At 54.7% G+C, this 17,986-nt stretch carries 10 protein-coding genes and 4 pseudogenes; 2 read left to right on the plus strand and 12 right to left on the minus strand.

Translation table 11 applies throughout. The annotated features are described in order from the left end of the window. Positions 1 to 10 precede the first annotated feature (10 nt). A complete protein-coding gene (gene tssA, locus K8374_RS12240) occupies positions 11 to 1,105 on the plus strand; it encodes a type VI secretion system protein TssA (RefSeq protein ID WP_224455774.1) in 1,095 nt (364 codons plus the stop codon). 190 nt (positions 1,106 to 1,295) lie between these two features. On the opposite strand, the gene K8374_RS12245 is transcribed toward tssA, so the two are convergent. The 7 genes and pseudogenes from K8374_RS12245 to K8374_RS12275 form a co-directional block, all read right to left on the minus strand. Next, positions 1,296 to 1,892, minus strand: a complete 597-nt coding sequence (locus K8374_RS12245) for a suppressor of fused domain protein (protein ID WP_224455775.1) — start codon at positions 1,890 to 1,892, stop codon at positions 1,296 to 1,298. 221 nt (positions 1,893 to 2,113) lie between these two features. Beyond that, entirely contained in the window at positions 2,114 to 2,815 is a 702-nt protein-coding gene (locus K8374_RS12250) for a hypothetical protein (protein ID WP_224455776.1), read from the minus strand. A 279-nt stretch (positions 2,816 to 3,094) separates the two neighbouring features. Then, on the minus strand, positions 3,095 to 3,241 hold the full coding sequence (locus tag K8374_RS12255; protein ID WP_224455777.1) for a hypothetical protein: 147 nt from the start codon (positions 3,239 to 3,241) through the stop codon (positions 3,095 to 3,097). Positions 3,242 to 3,618: 377 nt separating this feature from the next. Continuing rightward, positions 3,619 to 4,029 (minus strand): immunity 22 family protein, encoded by a 411-nt coding sequence (locus K8374_RS12260; RefSeq protein WP_224455778.1) that lies wholly within the window; start codon positions 4,027 to 4,029, stop codon positions 3,619 to 3,621. 175 nt (positions 4,030 to 4,204) lie between these two features. Then, positions 4,205 to 4,791 (minus strand): annotated as a pseudogene (locus K8374_RS12265) (type IV secretion protein Rhs); the annotation flags it as partial. A gap of 68 nt (positions 4,792 to 4,859) precedes the next feature. Further along, on the minus strand, positions 4,860 to 5,402 hold the full coding sequence (locus tag K8374_RS12270) for a double-CXXCG motif protein (protein ID WP_224455779.1): 543 nt from the start codon (positions 5,400 to 5,402) through the stop codon (positions 4,860 to 4,862). A gap of 2 nt (positions 5,403 to 5,404) precedes the next feature. Next, positions 5,405 to 8,335, minus strand: a pseudogene (locus K8374_RS12275) (RHS repeat-associated core domain-containing protein); the annotation flags it as partial. A gap of 86 nt (positions 8,336 to 8,421) precedes the next feature. Here K8374_RS12275 and K8374_RS12280 point away from each other — a divergent pair. Beyond that, positions 8,422 to 8,924: pseudogene (locus K8374_RS12280) on the plus strand (transposase). Positions 8,925 to 9,040: 116 nt separating this feature from the next. Here K8374_RS12280 and K8374_RS12285 read toward each other — a convergent pair. The 5 genes and pseudogenes from K8374_RS12285 to K8374_RS12305 form a co-directional block, all read right to left on the minus strand. Next, positions 9,041 to 9,457: an SMI1/KNR4 family protein gene (locus K8374_RS12285; RefSeq protein WP_224455781.1), complete on the minus strand. Its 417-nt coding sequence runs from the start codon at positions 9,455 to 9,457 to the stop codon at positions 9,041 to 9,043. Further along, positions 9,451 to 9,672, minus strand: coding sequence for an HNH endonuclease (locus K8374_RS26440; RefSeq protein ID WP_411969640.1), 222 nt, complete (start codon positions 9,670 to 9,672; stop codon positions 9,451 to 9,453). The genes K8374_RS12285 and K8374_RS26440 overlap by 7 nt, the downstream gene beginning before the upstream one ends. Positions 9,673 to 9,843: 171 nt before the next feature. Beyond that, positions 9,844 to 12,776, minus strand: a pseudogene (locus tag K8374_RS12295) (RHS repeat-associated core domain-containing protein); the annotation flags it as partial. 468 nt (positions 12,777 to 13,244) lie between these two features. After that, a complete protein-coding gene (locus K8374_RS12300) occupies positions 13,245 to 13,781 on the minus strand; it encodes a hypothetical protein (protein ID WP_224455782.1) in 537 nt (178 codons plus the stop codon). Further along, a complete protein-coding gene (locus K8374_RS12305) occupies positions 13,775 to 17,983 on the minus strand; it encodes an RHS repeat-associated core domain-containing protein (protein WP_224455783.1) in 4,209 nt (1,402 codons plus the stop codon). Before K8374_RS12305 ends, K8374_RS12300 begins: the two co-directional genes overlap by 7 nt. Positions 17,984 to 17,986: the final 3 nt, after the last annotated feature.

Consider the following 17,986-nt stretch of genomic DNA (forward strand, 5'->3'; position numbering starts at 1 on the left):
AGAGTGCCTTATGCCTGAAACCCTCAACGACCTTTCGCTGGCCGAGCTGGCCGCGCCGATCGACGGTGGCAGCGGCGAAGACTTGAGCTTCTCCGCCTTGTTCGACCAGATCAAGGAGGCGCGCCGGGCAGACCCTGACTACCTTACCCAGGGCGACTGGCAAACAGACCTGAAGACCGCCGACTGGGAAAAGGCCATTGCCCTCTCAGCCGAAGGGCTCGCCCACCAGAGCAAGGACCTGATGCTGGTGGCCTGGCTCAGCGAGGGCCTGGCCCAGCGTGAGCACTTCCAAGGCATCACCTTCGGCCTGGAACTGACCGAGCGCATCCTGGAAGGCTTCTGGGAAACCGCCTACCCATCCCTCGAAGACGGCCTGGACGAGCGCGCCGCGCGGCTGTCCTGGCTGAAGACGACCCTCACCGACATCACCGGTGGCTTGCCCATTACCCAAGGGCAGAATTTCGGCGTGCTGCGCTATGACGAATCACGCCACGTAGAAAACCTCGCCTTGCAAAATGCCAAGGCCATGCAAACCGCACTGGACGAAGGCAAGATCAACGCCGAGATCTTCCAGCGCTCGGTCGCCCTTACCGACACCGAGCACCTGCGCAACAAAGCCCTGCAGATTGCCGAAAGCCTGCAGACCTGCAACCGCCTGCAAGTGACCATCGACCGCCTGTTCGGCCACGAAGCACCCAGCTTCGCCAGCCTCGCCGACATGCTGTCAAGGGCCAGCCAGCTGGCCGAGAAACTGCTCAAGGACCGCGGCGTCGAGCTGCACCCTGCCACCGTGGCCACGCCTGAACCGAGCACCACGCCCGCCCCTGCCGCCGAACCAGGTGAACCGATGACGACACCCGCACAGGCCCCCGCCCCTGCGCAAATGCGCACCACACCACTGACCCGCGACGAAGCCTTCACCATGCTTGCGGGCATTGCCCAATTCTTCAAGCAGAGCGAACCCCAGAGCCCGGTGCCCTACTTGATCGAACGCGCTATCAAATGGGGCAATATGCCGTTGGAAGGCTGGCTGAGCGATGTGATCAAGGACAGTAATGTGGTGGACAATATTCGAGATGTGTTGGGGACGCGTGAGCAGCGGTGAGTGCGGGTGAGCGTTTTGGTAGGGCCCTCTACTGCAAAGGGTGGGGGCCGCTTTCCAGAGGTCTCGGAGCGCTCGTCCGCAAACCTCCTAACAACCTCATCCTTGAAGCTTTCTAAGTTCATCACCCGATCCATATTCTGTCGACCGCTCGAAAACATCTATATAGCTCACGCACTCCTCTAAGAAATAATTAATCAGAAAAAACGATTCGCGGCCTATTGCAATCTAACGTGTTTATCTCCTGTTCAGATAGGAGATTATCAAAAACATCACCACCATACTGCTCTATGAAAACCCGCTCTTCTTCATAGATGGCGATACATTGCAGCCAGTTAACTTTCAAAGTTGAATACTGAAGCTCAGGAAAGTAGGAGTCGTTCCACATAAACGGTATCGTTAGATAAATATGAGGCATTTTCGGCCGCACTAGATACTCGCTAAAGATATCACGAACCACGTCCCCAGGCATGACTGCGGCCTGCTGTTTTCTGATATGAAACGCAGCCGACGCTACCGCATTCTCCCAATAGGTTTCTTGAGTCAATGCTCCGGCACAAAGCTCCACCCGCGTGCCGAATTCATTTCCATCGGCTGTTAATAAAGGAATCTCGGATAGGCCTATAGTACCAATGGATTTTACACCTGCATGTAGCGAGTCAAGCGTTGTCAACAAATCAATCGACAAAGTTCTAGCATCATCATAATAAGCTTGCACCTTGAGTTGACCGCCAAAAACTCGCAATGCGTGCTTCGCCACCATTTTACATTGAGCGCTAGGAACAGCCATTTTGCCTCCCCAAAAATGAAAAATTCAATCCCCTTACAGCATTTGGCCGAAATGGTAGAGCAAGCCGTCGCTGATTCAGGGCTCCATCGCCCGCAGCTTGTCGCCAATGGTTTCCCTGTTGTAGTAGAAGCACAGGCCCAGGCATTGCTATCGCGTAGGTGAAACACCAATGAAGCCTGATTATTATTCATGCCATGACTGGAGTACTAACTCAAGAAGAATCAGTAAAAATTAGCAATTAACTCTTCGCGAGACCTGGTGCCTTCCAAGAATACGGTCATCCAAGCATCCATTATTTCGAAAATATCAACTCCATACTCTGGCGTCGTAGGATTTTCATGCCACCATATTAAGCCTTCCGAAGATTTTTCCGCCTCCATATCTATCGCGACAAAGTCTCCACCACCATTCGAAAATAGGGTAATCCAGCTGTCCGCAAACGAAACGTCTTCTTCGTCAATGAAGTCCGACACACGCGAAATATCACTTAGGCTCTGTGGCCCCATTGAGCGCGCAGGGAAAAATGTATATCCATCATGAACTTCCCGATAAAAACTCTGAAGTTTTATGGGAAGAGCCTCAAACATTTCCTTATCAGTCGCAACCCCTTCAACAGGTAACCCACCTATATAATAATAGAAGCCGTTCGCATCATGGAAAACATACAACAGCTCCAACTTATCATCAGCCAGCAAAACGGTACCCAGCAGACTATTATTTAGCAGCGCAATGACTGAAGGGAACTCAGTAGAATACGACTGCCAGCTATCAGGATATGCGGGAGCATCGTCGAGACGCAGCCCAAAACTCTCCCACGCCTCAGGCAAGACAATACCTGCCGAAACCTCCGCGCGATCAAAGAAAAACTTTCTCCCTGTAAATGTATTTTTGATATCTTCAACTATATCATTCAATTTAATCACTTCATCCCTCCTGCAGCCCCTCTGAAACTATGTCTACCCAACCAGAACAAAGTCGCTCAACGCCTCGACTGAGTGCCTGAGTAGTCGTTCTTAACTCTTTCGATCACGAACCAGAGCAAACCCTTCCTTTTTTGGAGAAAAAACTTCTACAACCTCTCCCTGAAATTCACAATCTCAATAGAACCGCTTACTACACCATTGATATTTTCACTTTCAGCCCCCTAAGAAAAGTAAGTATTTCCTTAGCGCTCGCTCCTAACTTAACCACAAGACAGAAAACTAAAGCTTAGCCAAAGCCCTTTCTAGCTTGTTGATATCTTTAACATTTCCGCCTTTATCAACAAATGAATGCCAAGCAGGAATAGATTTCTTAAATAGCTCTAGACATTTTTCGGCAACATCAGACTTCTTGACTACCAGATCCATTTTGAGCTGACCCCTTTCGTCGAAAGGGTTAATGTTAATTATCTTATGCGATCACAGAAATTCCATTATCACAGTATAACGCTCGACAATCTGAGATTGATATGCAGCACTTTCATTACGAGCCAAAAGCATAGGAATACTGCACAGCGTGAAATCCAAGTCGCACATGCCACCCCCTCTATCTCGCACTAATCACCATCCAATAAATCGTGAAAGCCGCCCCTAAAAGAAACCCACAAAGTTACTTTAAAGCAGACACCAGCGGATCATCGAACGACTTATTTTTGATGATTTTTGAATTGATCGCATTATTGAAATTCCGTAAAATACTGTCTTCGCCTACATTTGACAGAGCCAACTCTCCTTATTTCAGACGGTCACTCGCCTTCATACAGCCCTACATATTTCAAGCCATTATAATTCAATTTTAGCGGCTTAGAAATATTTGCCCCCGCATCAGAATACCAAAAAATTGCATTAGCTTTATTAATCCCAAGCCTCAAGCACTCTGCTTTCAAAGAATTAATATGTTCAGAATCAACTGCAGAGTCCATCAAAATCTCATCCAAACTTACTTCTTCTGCCCTTCTTGGCATGATCCCTATAAAATCCTCATCATACCATTCAACACCAATATCTCTACAAAACCCACAAACCTTATATGCCGGGTCATCCAAATCCACAGAGTGGTCTAATTCAAAATACTTTAGGTAGTCCACCTCCGAAGAAAAATTAGTACCCACCCAAACATGAACCTTTTGATACCGCTCAATATTATAGGATTTCATCTAGCATGCACCCAGATACATATGTTTGTTGTGATGTGAGTCAGTTACGCTCAGCGCTTGAGCTTTGCTTTGCCCTGAATGTACAGCAGTCGGCGTCGTCGTATTCGAAGATTTGTCGGCGTGCGATTGAGCTGTCAAGCGGCCACTTTCATTACGTTCGAATAACTCCTCAAATAGTAAATTGGTGATACTCATAGGCGATCTTGCGGCCCAGCGGGTCGATTTCTTCCAGCAGACGGGCATATTCATCGTACTTGAAGGCGAGTTTGTTGCCGTCCGGCAGGCCCAGACCGATCAAGTTGCCCTGCTCGTCCAGCTCGATGGCATAGCGCTCGCCACCATAGTCCCGGCTGGCAACCACGCGATGGTCGGCGTTGTACTGCACTTCCAGCTCGCGGCCGGGCACGTCGGTGGCCCAACTGGTGCGGGCGCTCAGGTCGTAGCGGAAATGGTAGTGCTTACCGTCGCTGGTCCAGTGCTCGACCACGCGCGGCTTGTCGCCAATGGTTTCCCAGCGATAGTGGCAGCCCAGGCCCAGCGCGTTGCTGTGGCTGGTCATCAGCCCTTCGGCGTAGGTGAAGCCGCGCACCGAATCACCGTTGCGGTTGATCACTTCGCTCAGTTGGCCGTGTTCGTCGTAGCGGTACTTTCCACCGCTTCGTTGTTCACCACGCGCTTGATGTCGGTCAGCCGGCCCAGCGGGTTGTCGTAGTGCAGGTGCACCCGCGTGCCGCCGGTGGCGCTGATGTCGGAGTGAGGCCCACAGCTCAGCTCTTCTTAATTTGGTTTTTAAGAAGCAATTTACTACGAAATTTCACGTAGAAATACTATCAAACCACTCTAATCTCCCTTAAATCCAAACCCTTCAACCCGCTATCCTTGGCCGCATCAACAAATTTATCAGACACGAAAATGGAAAGCGGACTTTCAGCCACCCGAAAAACATCACATCCTTGCACCGCAAGAGCATTAAGCACAACCCTATAAACAACTAAACCATTGGGGTACTCATCAAACTCCGATAGCTCTCTATTAAGCGCGCCATCCAGAACCGTCTGAACCAAAATTCCAGAATGATCTGAATTTGGGGACAACACACCTACATCCTCAATAGAGTTGGGAGCCACGGAGCGGAATATAATTTTGGCCTTAGACGTCACAATGAGCACAGGCTTAAAGAAAGTAAATATATCCGAGGCGTCTTTCTTTTTCTTATCATCAGGATTGAAATCTAGTTCATATTGGTTTGCAAACAAAGATTTGACATCATTGCCAAAGGCATATTGCTGCGCAGCAGCATGCAATGAAAGATCGCCATCTTTACCTATTAAAGTTTTAAATTTACTATCCTGAGTTATAGAGTAATATTTCATAATTATCCAAAAATGTCTTTCCAATTTGAATTTCTAGGAGCATTCAAGAGCTTTTGCCTGATATTCCCAATTGCTTTTAGCACAGCATCCTTGCCACCAGCGGCATCAGCATTAGCTAGAATCTCGTTAACAGACTCAAAGTAACTATTCGGATGTTTACCATTATGTAGTATCCCTGGCACGCCTACATCGGTATTGAACCTATTCGGCAAGAATACTCCATTTGCCGCGCCATCAACATCAATCCCATGCTTATTCAAGATAGCCCTTGCAGGGGCGGCCAATTTGGCGGTATCTCCGACAATGTGGTGAGCGGCAGTGTTCTGCGGTCGTACCATTCCGCTACTTTCCATATTTTTTCCGAGAGTTTTGGAACACCAGCCCAGCGGATCCACCCAGCCAGTTGCATTTGGTGCATAACTATATAAGTTTCGCCCTCCAGCCAATCCAATTGGATCTTGAGTAATAAACCTGCCAACCTCTGAGTCAAAGTACCTAAATGTGTTATAGTGGAAACCTGTTTCAGCATCAAAATACTGGCCTTGGAATCGCACGTTCTGCTCAATCTCATTGACGGCTAATTGCTCAGTCTCCCCCCACGAACGATACGTCGCCTGCCAAACGATCCCACCTTCGCTATCCGTCAGTTCCAACGGCGTGCCAATCTGGTCAGTATGGAAGTAGTAGACCTTCTGCCCTTCTCCTTCGACTTGATCGACCCGTGCCAGTGGCGCGTAACTCCCTGGCTCATAGAAATACAGAATGCTCTGCCCCGGCGTCTCCTCACGCAGCATCCGCAGCCCTTGCCAGAGGAAGCGCTTCTGCTCGACTTCGCCGTTGCTTTCCGACTGCTTCGCTACTCGCCGCCCCAAGCTGTCGTAACGGTAGTGCCCGATACTCTCCAGCTTGCCATTGACCAATGTCTCGGCACGTACCAGCCGGTTTTCGCAGTCATAGGCAAAATACTGCAGCGTGCTGTGCCCCGAGCGCTTCTCGATCAGGTTGCCCCACGGATCGTAGCGGTACTCCTGGTCCCGCCACTGCTTGATCCGGTTGTCCTTGACCTTGTCGAACTGGCGCGCGTTGAAATCGAGTCGGTTGGCCGCCGCGTCGTAACGAAACTCTTCGCTACCTATCAGCGAGCCGGTATCGCGGCTGCGGAGCTGGCCGTTGGCTTCGTATTCGTATTTGACCTCGCCGCGTAGCTTGTCGAGCGTGCGTACCAGTTCACCCGTCGGGTCGTACTGATAACGGCGGTGGATCGGGTTGTAGGCATGCTCCACCAGCAATGAAGTATTGATGCCGGTGTTGTGCACTTGCGAGAGCTTGTCGGCTGGCAAGGTCGAGGCGAATTGCCAGGCCTTGCGCCCCATGGCGTCATAACCGAAGCAACTGGTGAGCTTGCCCTGAGTCCGATACACCTCGCGGTGCAGGTCATCGCGCTCCATATCGCTAATCACCTGACCGTCCAGGTTCAACTGGTGCAGGTGCCCGCTGCCGTAGTACAGGTGGTTGACCTTGCGGCCGTCCGGCAATGTTAGGGTGGTCAGATTGCTGAGTGGATCGTACTCGTAGCCGAGTGTGCCGGTGGGCGTGATTTCTTTCGTCAGCCGGCCCAGCAGATCGTAGGCGTACTCCAGCTTCTCTTCCGTGACCCCAAGCTGCTTGCCGATCCCGGTCGGTTGCCGCTCGATGCTCAGCAACCGGTCGCCGTCGTCGTACGCGAAGGTCTGGCTCGCATCGCGGTTGATCTTGGCGACCAACCGGCCAATGCTGTCACGCTCGAACAGCGTGTGCCGTTCCGGGCGTTCGGCATTTTCGCCGTAGCCGATCTCATCCAGTCGGGTGAGATGACCACCCGTGTTATAGCTGAAACGCCGCGTCAGGTTGTCCACCCGTACTTCTTCGACCAAGCGGTCCGATGCATCGTAGGCAAAGCTGTAGGTCGCGTTGTTCTCATTGATCAACGCGGTCAGGCGAATGGCTTTGTCGTACTCGTAGCGAATTCGCTGGCCCTTGGCATCCTGGCGGCTGCTCGGCAAACCCCGGGCCGTGCGCAGCAGTCGGGTGGTCTGGCCCTTGCCATCGGTGTGTGCGATTACCTGGCCGAGGGTGTTGTAGGTGAAGGTTTCCGAGGTGCCGTCCGGATGGGTGATTTTCAGCACCTCACCGTCCGGTTTGCGCTCCAGCGTGGTGGTCTGGTTCAGCGCGTCGGTGACGGCGACCAGGTGCTGGCGCTCGTCGTAGCGGTAGTAGGTGCTCTTGCCCGAGCAGTCCTCGAAGCGTTCGACCTGGGCGTAGGCGTTCCACCACAGGTACTTGGACTTGAAGTTCGCATCGATGATGGTGTGCGGCAGGCCATCGTCGCTGTTCAGGTACTCGGTCATCTGGCCGAGGGCATCGAATTCGGCGAGTAGGTTGCCCTTGTCGTCGTAGCGCGCTCGCCAGGTGCTGCCATCCGGGTAGCTGACCTGGGTCACCAGGGTGGTCAGGTGGTGATACTCGTACTGGATCTTGCGCCCCAGCGGGTCGGTTTCCTCCAGCAGGCGGGCGAACTCGTCGTACTTGAAGGCGAGTTTGTTGCCGTCTGGCAGACCCAGGCCGATCATGTTGCCCTGCTCGTCCAGCTCGATGGCATAGCGCTCGCCACCATAGTCCCGGCTGGCAACCACGCGATGGTCGGCGTTGTACTGCACTTCCAGCTCGCGGCCGAGCACGTCGGTGGCCCAACTGGTGCGGGCGCTCAGGTCGTAGCGGAAATGGTAGTGCTCACCGTCGCTGGTCCAGTGCTCCACCACGCGCGGCTTGTCGCCAATGGTTTCCCAGCGGTAGTGGCAGCCCAGGCCCAGCGCGTTGCTGTGGCTGGTCATCAGCCCTTCGGCGTAGCTGAAGCGGCGCACGGTGTCGCCGTTAGGGTTGATCACCGCGCTTAGGGACTCTCCGATCAAGTCAGCACAGGCCATCTGACCTGTGCTGAAATAGCCCTCCGTCCAACCGCCTTCTACAAGCCCGCCATCCCATGAGCCAAATGAGCTTTTCCGATTTCGAGTACGCCGGTAAGCGCAAGCAAACCCGTCGCGAGCGTTTCCTGGCCGAGATGGAGCAGGTGGTTCCGTGGAGCGGGTTGGTGGCGTTGATCGAGCCTCACTACCCAAAGGCTGACGGTGGCCGCAAGCCGTATCCACTGGAAACCATGCTGCGCATCACCTGCTGCAGAAGCGGCCGGAGCATGAAGGAAGGCCGGTGATCTGGCAGATTGCGGCTCGTCGTAGCACCTATAAACACTTGAGCAAACGAAGCGTGCTCTACAAAGCCAGACGCAAGATCGAAAAGGTCAAAGCGCAGGCGCGAGCGAAGGTCGAACATCCATTCCGTGTGATCAAGCGCCAATTCGGCTATGTGAAAACCCGCTTCCGTGGCTTGGCCAAGAACGCGGCGCAACTGACCACGCTGTTTGCCCTGTCGAATCTGTGGATGGTACGCCGGCAATTATTGCCTGGAACGGGAGAGGTGCGCCCGTGAGGGCAGAAAACCAAGGCTGTGCCTTGGTTTTCCAATAATCAGCGGCTGAAAATCGGGCTTTTCGGCATCTCCAAGCCGTCCACTTCCGGCTGATGGGCAACTTGTTCGGAGTTTTCTTAGCCTACACGAAGTGAGTTTATAAAGTCATCAAAGCCCGAACAAACTTTCTCTAAACGCATTTCACCTTGAATCCATAAATACACCACCCCGGCATCTTCTTTCTTTAAAGAAAGCATAAAGCTGTTTCCGCCATCATCATATGCAAAAGGAACATAACCTTCAAGGTCGCTATCTTGATTTATATATTCCTGCATTAATTTTTCTATCGGCAGCTTACCAAACTTTATGGGGTTGAAACCATTTATACTAAACACATACTCATCACCTTCGACCTCGGTCGCCTCAGGGAAACCGCCATTATTCTTAAGATAAATACTCTTAAATAGAGGCGGAAGCTTTCCTCCAGCCAGAAACTCAATCTGGGAGAAATCCCCCATATCAATACTCGATTCAGACTCTTCTAGATCTAACATGCAGTCCCTCCTACCTTTTTTGCTGCCGCCGGTTTCCTAGCAGGGAATGTATAAGACTTCCCAGTTGCCGCCTTGTACTGGGCCACTCCTCCTTTATGAGGAACGCCTTGGTGAGCTCTCTGCTCCACTAGCTGCATAGTACCTTTGTTAGTCTTAGGATCATAGTCATCCAGATGGTGCCAAACATAGCCACGCGGGGTCGTTTTTTGATTCAATTCAGCGGCCTTATTCGCCGCTTCAAAATCCTTAATATAGTCCCCTGTGTACTCGATTGTAACTATAGGATTGACATTAGGCTTTTTCGCATAAAGCGCATTACTACCAGCATAATCTAACCCTCCACCCAGTGTTTTCGTTACACCAGAATACCCTCGCTCTGCGAGAGTGCTTAATGCGTCCAGCCCAAGTGGATCCACCCAAGCGATTGGGTTGGCTACGTATTTGTAAAGATTCCAGCCCCCCCCAAACCAATTGGGTCTTGGCTAATAAATCGGCCTATCTCAGGGTCATAGTATCTAAATGTGTTGTAGTGCAGACCTGTATCTGAATCAAAGTACTGCCCTTTAAAGCGCAAATTCTGCTCAATTTCGTTGACAGCGAAAAGCTCTACCGTCCCCCATGCACGATACATGGCTTGCCAAACGATCTTGCCATCGCTATCCGTCAGCTCCAGCGGTGTACCAATCTGGTCCGTATGGAAGTAATAAAGCTTCTGCTCCTCCCCTTCCACCCGATCAACCCGCGCTAAAGGCGCGTAGCTACCCGGCTCGTACACATACAAGATGCTCTGCCCAGGTGTCTCTTCCCGCAGCATCCTCAAGCCTTGCCACAGGAAGCGTTTCTGTTCGACCTGGCCATTGATCTTCGCCCGCTTGGCCACCCGTCGCCCAAGGCTATCGTACCGGTACTGCCCGGTACTCTCCAGCTTGCCATTGACGTACGTTTCCGCCCGCACCAGCCGGTTCTCGCAGTCATAGGCAAAGGTCTGCAGCTTGCTGTGCCCCGAGCGCTTCTCGATCAGGTTGCCCCACGGATCGTAGCGGTACTCCTGATCGCGCCACTGCTTGATCCGGTTGTCCCTGACCTTGTCGAACTGCCGCGCATTGAAGTCCAGCCGATTGGCCGCCGCGTCATAGCGGAACTCTTCACTGCCCACCAGCGAGCCGGTATCACGGCTACGCAACTGGCCGTTGGCTTCGTACTCGTACTTGATCTCGCCACGCAGCTTGTCGAGGGTGCGCACCAGCTCACCGGCCGGGTCGTACTGGTAACGTCGATGGATCGGGTTGTAGGCATGCTCCACCAGCAGCGACGTGTTAATGCCTGTGTTGTGCACCTGTGACAGCTTGTCTGCAGGCAAGGTCGAGGCAAACTGCCAAGCCTTGCGCCCCATCGCATCGTAGCCAAAGCAACTGGTGAGCTTGCCCTGGGTCCGATACACCTCACGGTGCAGGTCGTCGCGCTCCATGTCGCTGATCACCTGACCGTCCAGGTTCAGTTGGTGCAGGTGCCCGCTGCCGTAGTACAGGTGGTTGACCTTGCGGCCGTCCGGCAATGTCAGGGTGGTCAGGTTGCTGAGCGGGTCGTATTCATAACTGAGCGTGCCGGCGGGCGTGATTTCTTTCGTCAGCCGGCCGAGCAGATCGTAGGCGTACTCCAGCCTTTCTTCCGTGACCCCAAGCTGCTTGCCGATCCCGGTCGGTTGCCGCTCGATGCTCAGTAACCGGTCGCCGTCGTCGTACGCAAAGGTCTGGCTCGCATCGCGGTTGATCTTGGCGACCAACCGGCCAATGGTGTCACGCTCGAACAGCGTGTGCCGTTCCGGGCGTTCGGCATTTTCGCCGTAGCCGATCTCATCCAGTCGGGTGAGATGACCACCCGTGTTATAGCTGAAACGCCGCGTCAGGTTGTCCACCCGTACTTCTTCGACCAAGCGGTCCGATGCATCGTAGGCAAAGCTGTAGGTCGCGTTGTTCTCATTGATCAACGCGGTCAGGCGAATGGCTTTGTCGTACTCGTAGCGAATTCGCTGGCCCTTGGCATCCTGGCGGCTGCTCGGCAAACCCCGGGCCGTGCGCAGCAGTCGGGTGGTCTGGCCCTTGCCGTCGGTGTGGCTGAGCACCTGCCCGAAGGCGTTGTAGGTGAAGGTTTCCGAGGTGCCGTCCGGGTGGGTAATCTTCAGCACCTCACCGTCCGGCTTGCGCTCCAGCGTGGTCGTCTGGTTCAGCGCGTCGGTAACAGCGACCAGGTGCTGGCGCTCGTCGTAGCGGTAGTAGGTGCTCTTGCCCGAGCAGTCCTGGTAACGCTCGACCTGGGCCTGGGTGTTCCACCACAGGTACTTGGACTTGTAGGTCGCGTCGATGATGGTGTGCGGCAGGCCATCGTCGCTGTTCAGGTACTCGGTCATCTGGCCGAGGGCATCGAATTCGGCGAGTAGGTTGCCCTTGTCGTCGTAGCGCGCTCGCCAGGTGCTGCCGTCCGGGTAGCTGACCTGCGTCACCAGGGTGGTCAGGTGGTGATACTCGTAGGTGGTCTTGCGGCCCAGCGGATCGGTTTCCTCGAGCAGGCGGGCGAACTCGTCGTACTTGAAGGCGAGTTTGTTGCCGTCCGGCAGGCCCAGGCCGATCATGTTGCCCTGCTCGTCCAGCTCGATGGCATAGCGCTCGCCACCATAGTCCCGGCTGGCAACCACGCGATGGTCGGCGTTGTACTGCACTTCCAGCTCGCGACCAAACACGTCGGTGGCCCAGCTGGTGCGGGCGCTCAGGTCGTAGCGGAAGTGATAGTGCTCACCGTCGCTGGTCCAGTGCTCGACCACGCGCGGCTTGTCGCCAATGGTTTCCCAGCGGTAGTGGCAGCCCAGGCCCAGCGCGTTGCTGTGGCTGGTCATCAGCCCTTCGGCGTAGGTGAAGCCGCGCACCGAATCACCGTTGCGGTTGATCACTTCGCTCAGTTGGCCGTGTTCGTCGTAGCGGTACTGCGTGAGCGTTTCCACCGCTTCGTTGTTCACCACGCGCTTGATGTCGGTCAGGCGGCCCAGCGGGTTGTCGTAGTGCAGATGCACGCGGATGCCACCGGTGGCGCTGATGTCGGTCAGCTGGCCTTCGGCTGTACGGGTGAAATGCAGGAAATGGCCGAGGGCGTTCTCGATGCGTTGCAGCGGGACTTCGGTGTTGGTGTCTGGCACTTCACCGAAGTAGAAGAACAGGTTGTCGAGGGTCTGCAGGAGGTAGTGGCCGCCCTCGGTGCACACCAGTTCGTGCGGGTTGTAGATGCGCTCGCCTGGTTGCAGGGTGACGAAGGGGACTTCGCGGTGCTGCCTATAAGAATACCGACAGCCGCATATAACTTCCTAAAAGCAAAAGAGAACTAAATTAGGGGGCGAAAAACCGCCCTCTAATCAAACCTATATTTTAAAGAGCAAGTAAACCACAGCAAAAAATCAAGAAAAAGCACTCAACGCCTACCAATCTCCTCGCCAAGCCTCGAGATAGAAGCTATCTCTCGGTATCTCTACAAGCTCTCCAAGTCTATACAGAACGTCCAGCAAGGAGTCTCTTTCAATTGTTTCAATCGACAACCCCTGCGCATTAATACTAACCAAACACTTCCTGAATAGCGGAAGTAGCGCGAGACCATATTGAGAACGAGGCGACTTTATCAAATCCACCACCAACTCATTCAGTATAGGCATCAAGCCAACCAAGCAACTATCATCGCCATCCAAATATTGCAACTGACTCCAAAAAATCTCCGCACTGACGCGCCTCATATTAGAGCCGATATTTTATTGCAATGGCCGCTGGATACCAGGAAACAAGAACTCTTTTGATGGATCCCAGTTCACTCCAGTCTCCCGATAGTTTTTAATTCGCGAAACAATTTTCTCGGGATCGCCTACCATCCCACAAAGTTCATAGCGATGAATCAATTCCAGGTCTGCATCAGATGAAAGGGAGTCCTTGATTACTTTCCCACCAATATTTGAATACCCCTCCGACAACTCTATGAGCTTTGCACCAGTGTTCCCTGGAGTACCAAATATTGCTGAAAGCATACGACGTTCAACAGGCCGTTCATTTGGCGCAACCAGCTCATTAGAAACTACACGCGAAAAAATATTTTTGATATTTTTTATCGAAACAAAAATCGTGAACAGCACATCAACATTATTTAAATCCACACCCTTCCAATCATCATCACTAGTAAAAATATTAAAAACCTCCAAAAGATGATTGTTTCTCATTTGGGAAATAGCGTATGAACCCTCTTCCACTTTGATGCTTACAACCAAACCTTCCTGCCACTTCAAAGACTTCAGCATGATGCAGCCCCTTTCACCTTTCTACTAGATTTTGCCTTTCCACCCGAAGCTCTATGCTCATCAGCAGCCGCGAGATAACGATCTCTATTAGGATTATTCACCCCCACCGGATTTTGTTTATTAGATGTTCCTTTGAGGCCACCTCTATCCTCAAACACCCTTTGTTCCAATCCCCTTGCAGTATCTTTTCCAGCCTGGCCATCACCGACAAAGAATGGCTCAGGCGCCACATCAAAGTGCGCAGTACTTGAATATCGATAGTCCAGCACATCTTGGGCTGAATGACCTAGTCCTGGCTTACTTGCGTAACCAATATAAGGCTTACCATCCTTGACACCTTCGTATGCGATATGCGTAGCATTAGCAGGATTTCCAGCCCATCCTAGTGGATCTAACCAACCGAGTGGATTGACAACATATTGGTAAAGGTTGATTCCTCCAAGAAGTCCAATAGGATCCTGAGTGGCAAAGCGCCCGATCTCGGGATCGTAGTAACGGAAGGTATTGTAGTGCAGTCCCGTCTCGTCATCGAAATACTGTCCCTGAAAGCGCAGATTTTGTTCGACCTCATCGACAGTCAGTTGCTCTATCGAACCCCACGATCGATACGTAGCCTGCCAAACGATCTTGCCGTCACTGTCCGTGAGTTCCAGCGGCGTGCCGATCTGATCAGTATGGAAGTAGTAGACCTTCTGCCCTTCCCCTTCGACTTGATCGACACGTGCCAAGGGCGCGTAACTCCCTGGCTCATAGAAATACAGAATGCTCTGCCCCGGCGTCTCCTCACGCAACATCCGCAACCCTTGCCAGAGGAAGCGTTTCTGCTCGACCTCGCCGTTGATTTCCGACTGCTTCGCAACCCGCCGCCCCAAGCTGTCATAACGATAGTGCCCGGTGCTTTCCAGCTTGCCATTGACCGTTGTTTCTGCCCGCACCAATCGGTTTTCGCAGTCATAGGCAAAGCTCTGCAGCGTGCTGTGCCCCGAGCGCTTCTCGATCAGGTTGCCCCACGGATCGTAGCTGTATTCCTGATCCCGCCACTGTTTGATCCGGTTGTCCTTGACCTTATCGAACTGGCGCGCGTTGAAGTCCAACCGGTTGGCCGCCGCGTCGTAACGAAACTCTTCGCTACCAATCAGCGAGCCGGTATCGCGGCTGCGTAATTGGCCGTTGGCTTCGTACTCGTATTTGATTTCGCCGCGCAGCTTGTCCAGCGTGCGCACCAGTTCACCCGCAGGGTCGTACTGATAACGGCGGTGGATCGGGTTGTAGGCATGCTCCACCAGCAGCGAGGTATTGATGCCAGTGTTGTGCACCTGCGAGAGCTTGTCGGCTGGCAAGCTCGACGCGAACTGCCAGGCCTTGCGCCCCATCGCGTCATAACCAAAGCAACTGGTGAGCTTGCCCTGGGTCCGGTACACCTCGCGGTGCAGGTCATCGCGCTCCATGTCGCTGATCACCTGGCCATCCAGGTTCAGCTGGTGCAGGTGCCCGCTGCCGTAGTACAGGTGGTTGACCTTGCGGCCGTCCGGCAATGTCAGCGTGGTCAGGTTGCTGAGCGGGTCGTATTCGTAGCCGAGTGTGCCGTTGGGGGTGATTTCTTTCGTCAGCCGGCCGAGCAGATCGTAGGCGTACTCCAGCTTCTCTTCCGTGACCCCAAGCTGCTTACCGATCCCGGTCGGTTGCCGTTCGATGCTCAGCAACCGGTCGCCATCGTCGTACGCGAAGGTCTGGCTCGCATCGCGGTTGATCTTGGCGACCAACCGGCCAATGCTGTCACGCTCGAACAGCGTGTGCCGTTCCGGGCGTTCGGCGTTTTCGCCGTAGCCAATCTCATCCAGTCGGGTGAGATGACCTCCGACGTTGTAGCTGAACCGCCGGGTCAGGTTATCCACCCGTACTTCTTCGACCAACCGGTCCGACGCATCGTAGGCAAAGCTGTAGGTCGCGTTGTTCTCGTTGACCAACGCGGTCAGGCGAATGGCTTTGTCGTACTCGTAGCGAATTCGCTGGCCCTTGGCATCCTGGCGGCTGCTCGGCAAACCCCGGGCAGTGCGCAGCAGGCGGGTGGTCTGGCCCTTGCCGTCGGTGTGGCTGAGCACCTGGCCGAAGGCGTTGTAGGTGAAGGTTTCCGAGGTGCCGTCCGGGTGGGTAATCTTCAGCACCTCACCGTCCGGCTTGCGCTCCAGCGTGGTCGTCTGGTTCAGCGCGTCGGTGACGGCGACCAGGTGCTGGCGCTCGTCGTAGCGGTAGTAGGTGCTCTTGCCCGAGCAGTCCTGGTAACGCTCGACCTGGGCCTGGGTGTTCCACCACAGGTACTTGGACTTGTAGGTCGCGTCGATGATGGTATGCGGCAGGCCATCGTCGCTGTTCAGGTACTCGGTCATCTGGCCGAGGGCATCGAATTCGGCGAGCAGGTTGCCCTTGTCGTCGTAGCGCGCTCGCCAGGTGCTGCCGTCCGGGTAGCTGACCTGCGTCACCAGGGTGGTCAGGTGGTGATACTCATAGGTGGTCTTGCGGCCCAGCGGGTCAATTTCCTCCAGCAGGCGGGCATATTCATCGTACTTGAAGGCGAGTTTGTTGCCGTCCGGCAGGCCTAGCCCGACCATGTTGCCGTGTTCGTCCAGCTCGATGGCATAGCGCTCGCCACCATAGTCCCGGCTGGCAACCACGCGATGGTCGGCGTTGTACTGCACTTCCAGCTCGCGACCAAACACGTCGGTGGCCCAGCTGGTGCGGGCGCTCAGGTCGTAGCGGAAGTGATAGTGCTCACCGTCGCTGGTCCAGTGCTCGACCACGCGCGGCTTGTCGCCAATGGTTTCCCAGCGGTAGTGGCAGCCCAGGCCCAGCGCGTTGCTGTGGCTGGTCATCAGCCCTTCGGCGTAAATGAAGCCGCGCACCGAATCGCCGTTTCGGTTGATCACTTCGCTCAGTTGGCCGTGTTCGTCGTAGCGGTACTGGGTGAGCGTTTCCACCGCTTCGTTGTTCACCACGCGCTTGATGTCGGTCAGGCGGCCCAGCGGGTTGTCGTAGTGCAGGTGCACGCGGATGCCACCGGTGGCGCTGATGTCGGTCAGCCTGCCTTCGGGTGTACGGGTGAAGTGCAGGAAGTGGCCGAGGGCGTTCTCGATGCGTTGCAGCGGGACTTCTGTGTTGGTGTCTGGCACTTCACCGAAGTAGAAGAACAGGTTGTCGAGGGTCTGTAGGAGGTAGTGGCCGCCCTCGGTGCACACCAGGTACACCTGCTCGTGGGGGTTGTAGATGCGCTCGCCCGGTTGCAGGGTGACGAAGGGGACTTCGCGGCCCTGGTTGTCGGTCAGGTAGATGAAGCTACCGCTGCGGCGCAGGCTCTGCTCCCAAGGCAGCACCCAACCACGGCCGAGTACGCTGTCGACGGTCAGGTCGCTGGCGTAGAAGCGCGACCATTCGATCGGCATGAGGCCCGGGAGGTTGAAATCGACTTCGTCGTGAATGACCTTGCGCCCAGTCGTGAGGTCGACCGGGTTGCCCACCAGGCCGCCCACGGCACGCTCGATCGCGGGGCCGACCACATAACGGCTGGCCACCTCGCCGGCCACGAACCCGGCGGTGAACTTGGCCACGCACGGCATGATGGCCTTCATACCGGCCTGGCTACCGGCCTTGATCAACTGCGCGATACCGCCGGCAGCACCCGCGATGGCCATCAGCACATCGACGGTGGTGCGTAGCCATTCAGGTACTTCATCATCTACCGGCAGGTAACGGTAGGTACCGCCGCCGATGATGACGTTGTCCGAGCCGCTGGTAATGGTCGCGCCGCAAGTCAGCTTGTCGCCATTGCGTGCGGCGGCCACGCTGTTGATGAAGACGTTGGTCGAGCCTTCGGCGATCTGCACCGGCCCTGGGTGCTTGTCGCAGGCACCGATGCTTTTTTCGACGCGCGCGGCCTTGCGGCTGTTGATGAAGACGTTGGGGGAGGCAGTGGTTATCGTCCCTGAGGGGGATGAGAACATTTTGCCTATCGCCTCCCCTGCGGCAACCAGCAAGCTGCCCCCTACACCTGCCGCGAGACCGGCCAGCAAGGCCACGCCGAACCCGCATGTGAACGTGGCGATGGCCACCGTGGCCACCAGCGCGATCCCCAGGGCCGCTCCGATCAGGAAGCCCCCCAGCGCGCTGGTGTGCGAAATCTCGTCGCCGAACCTGGCCGCTTCGAACATGAG

It is taken from the genome of Pseudomonas sp. p1(2021b) (genome assembly GCF_020151015.1).
Classification (GTDB): Bacteria; Pseudomonadota; Gammaproteobacteria; order Pseudomonadales; family Pseudomonadaceae; genus Aquipseudomonas; species Aquipseudomonas putida_K.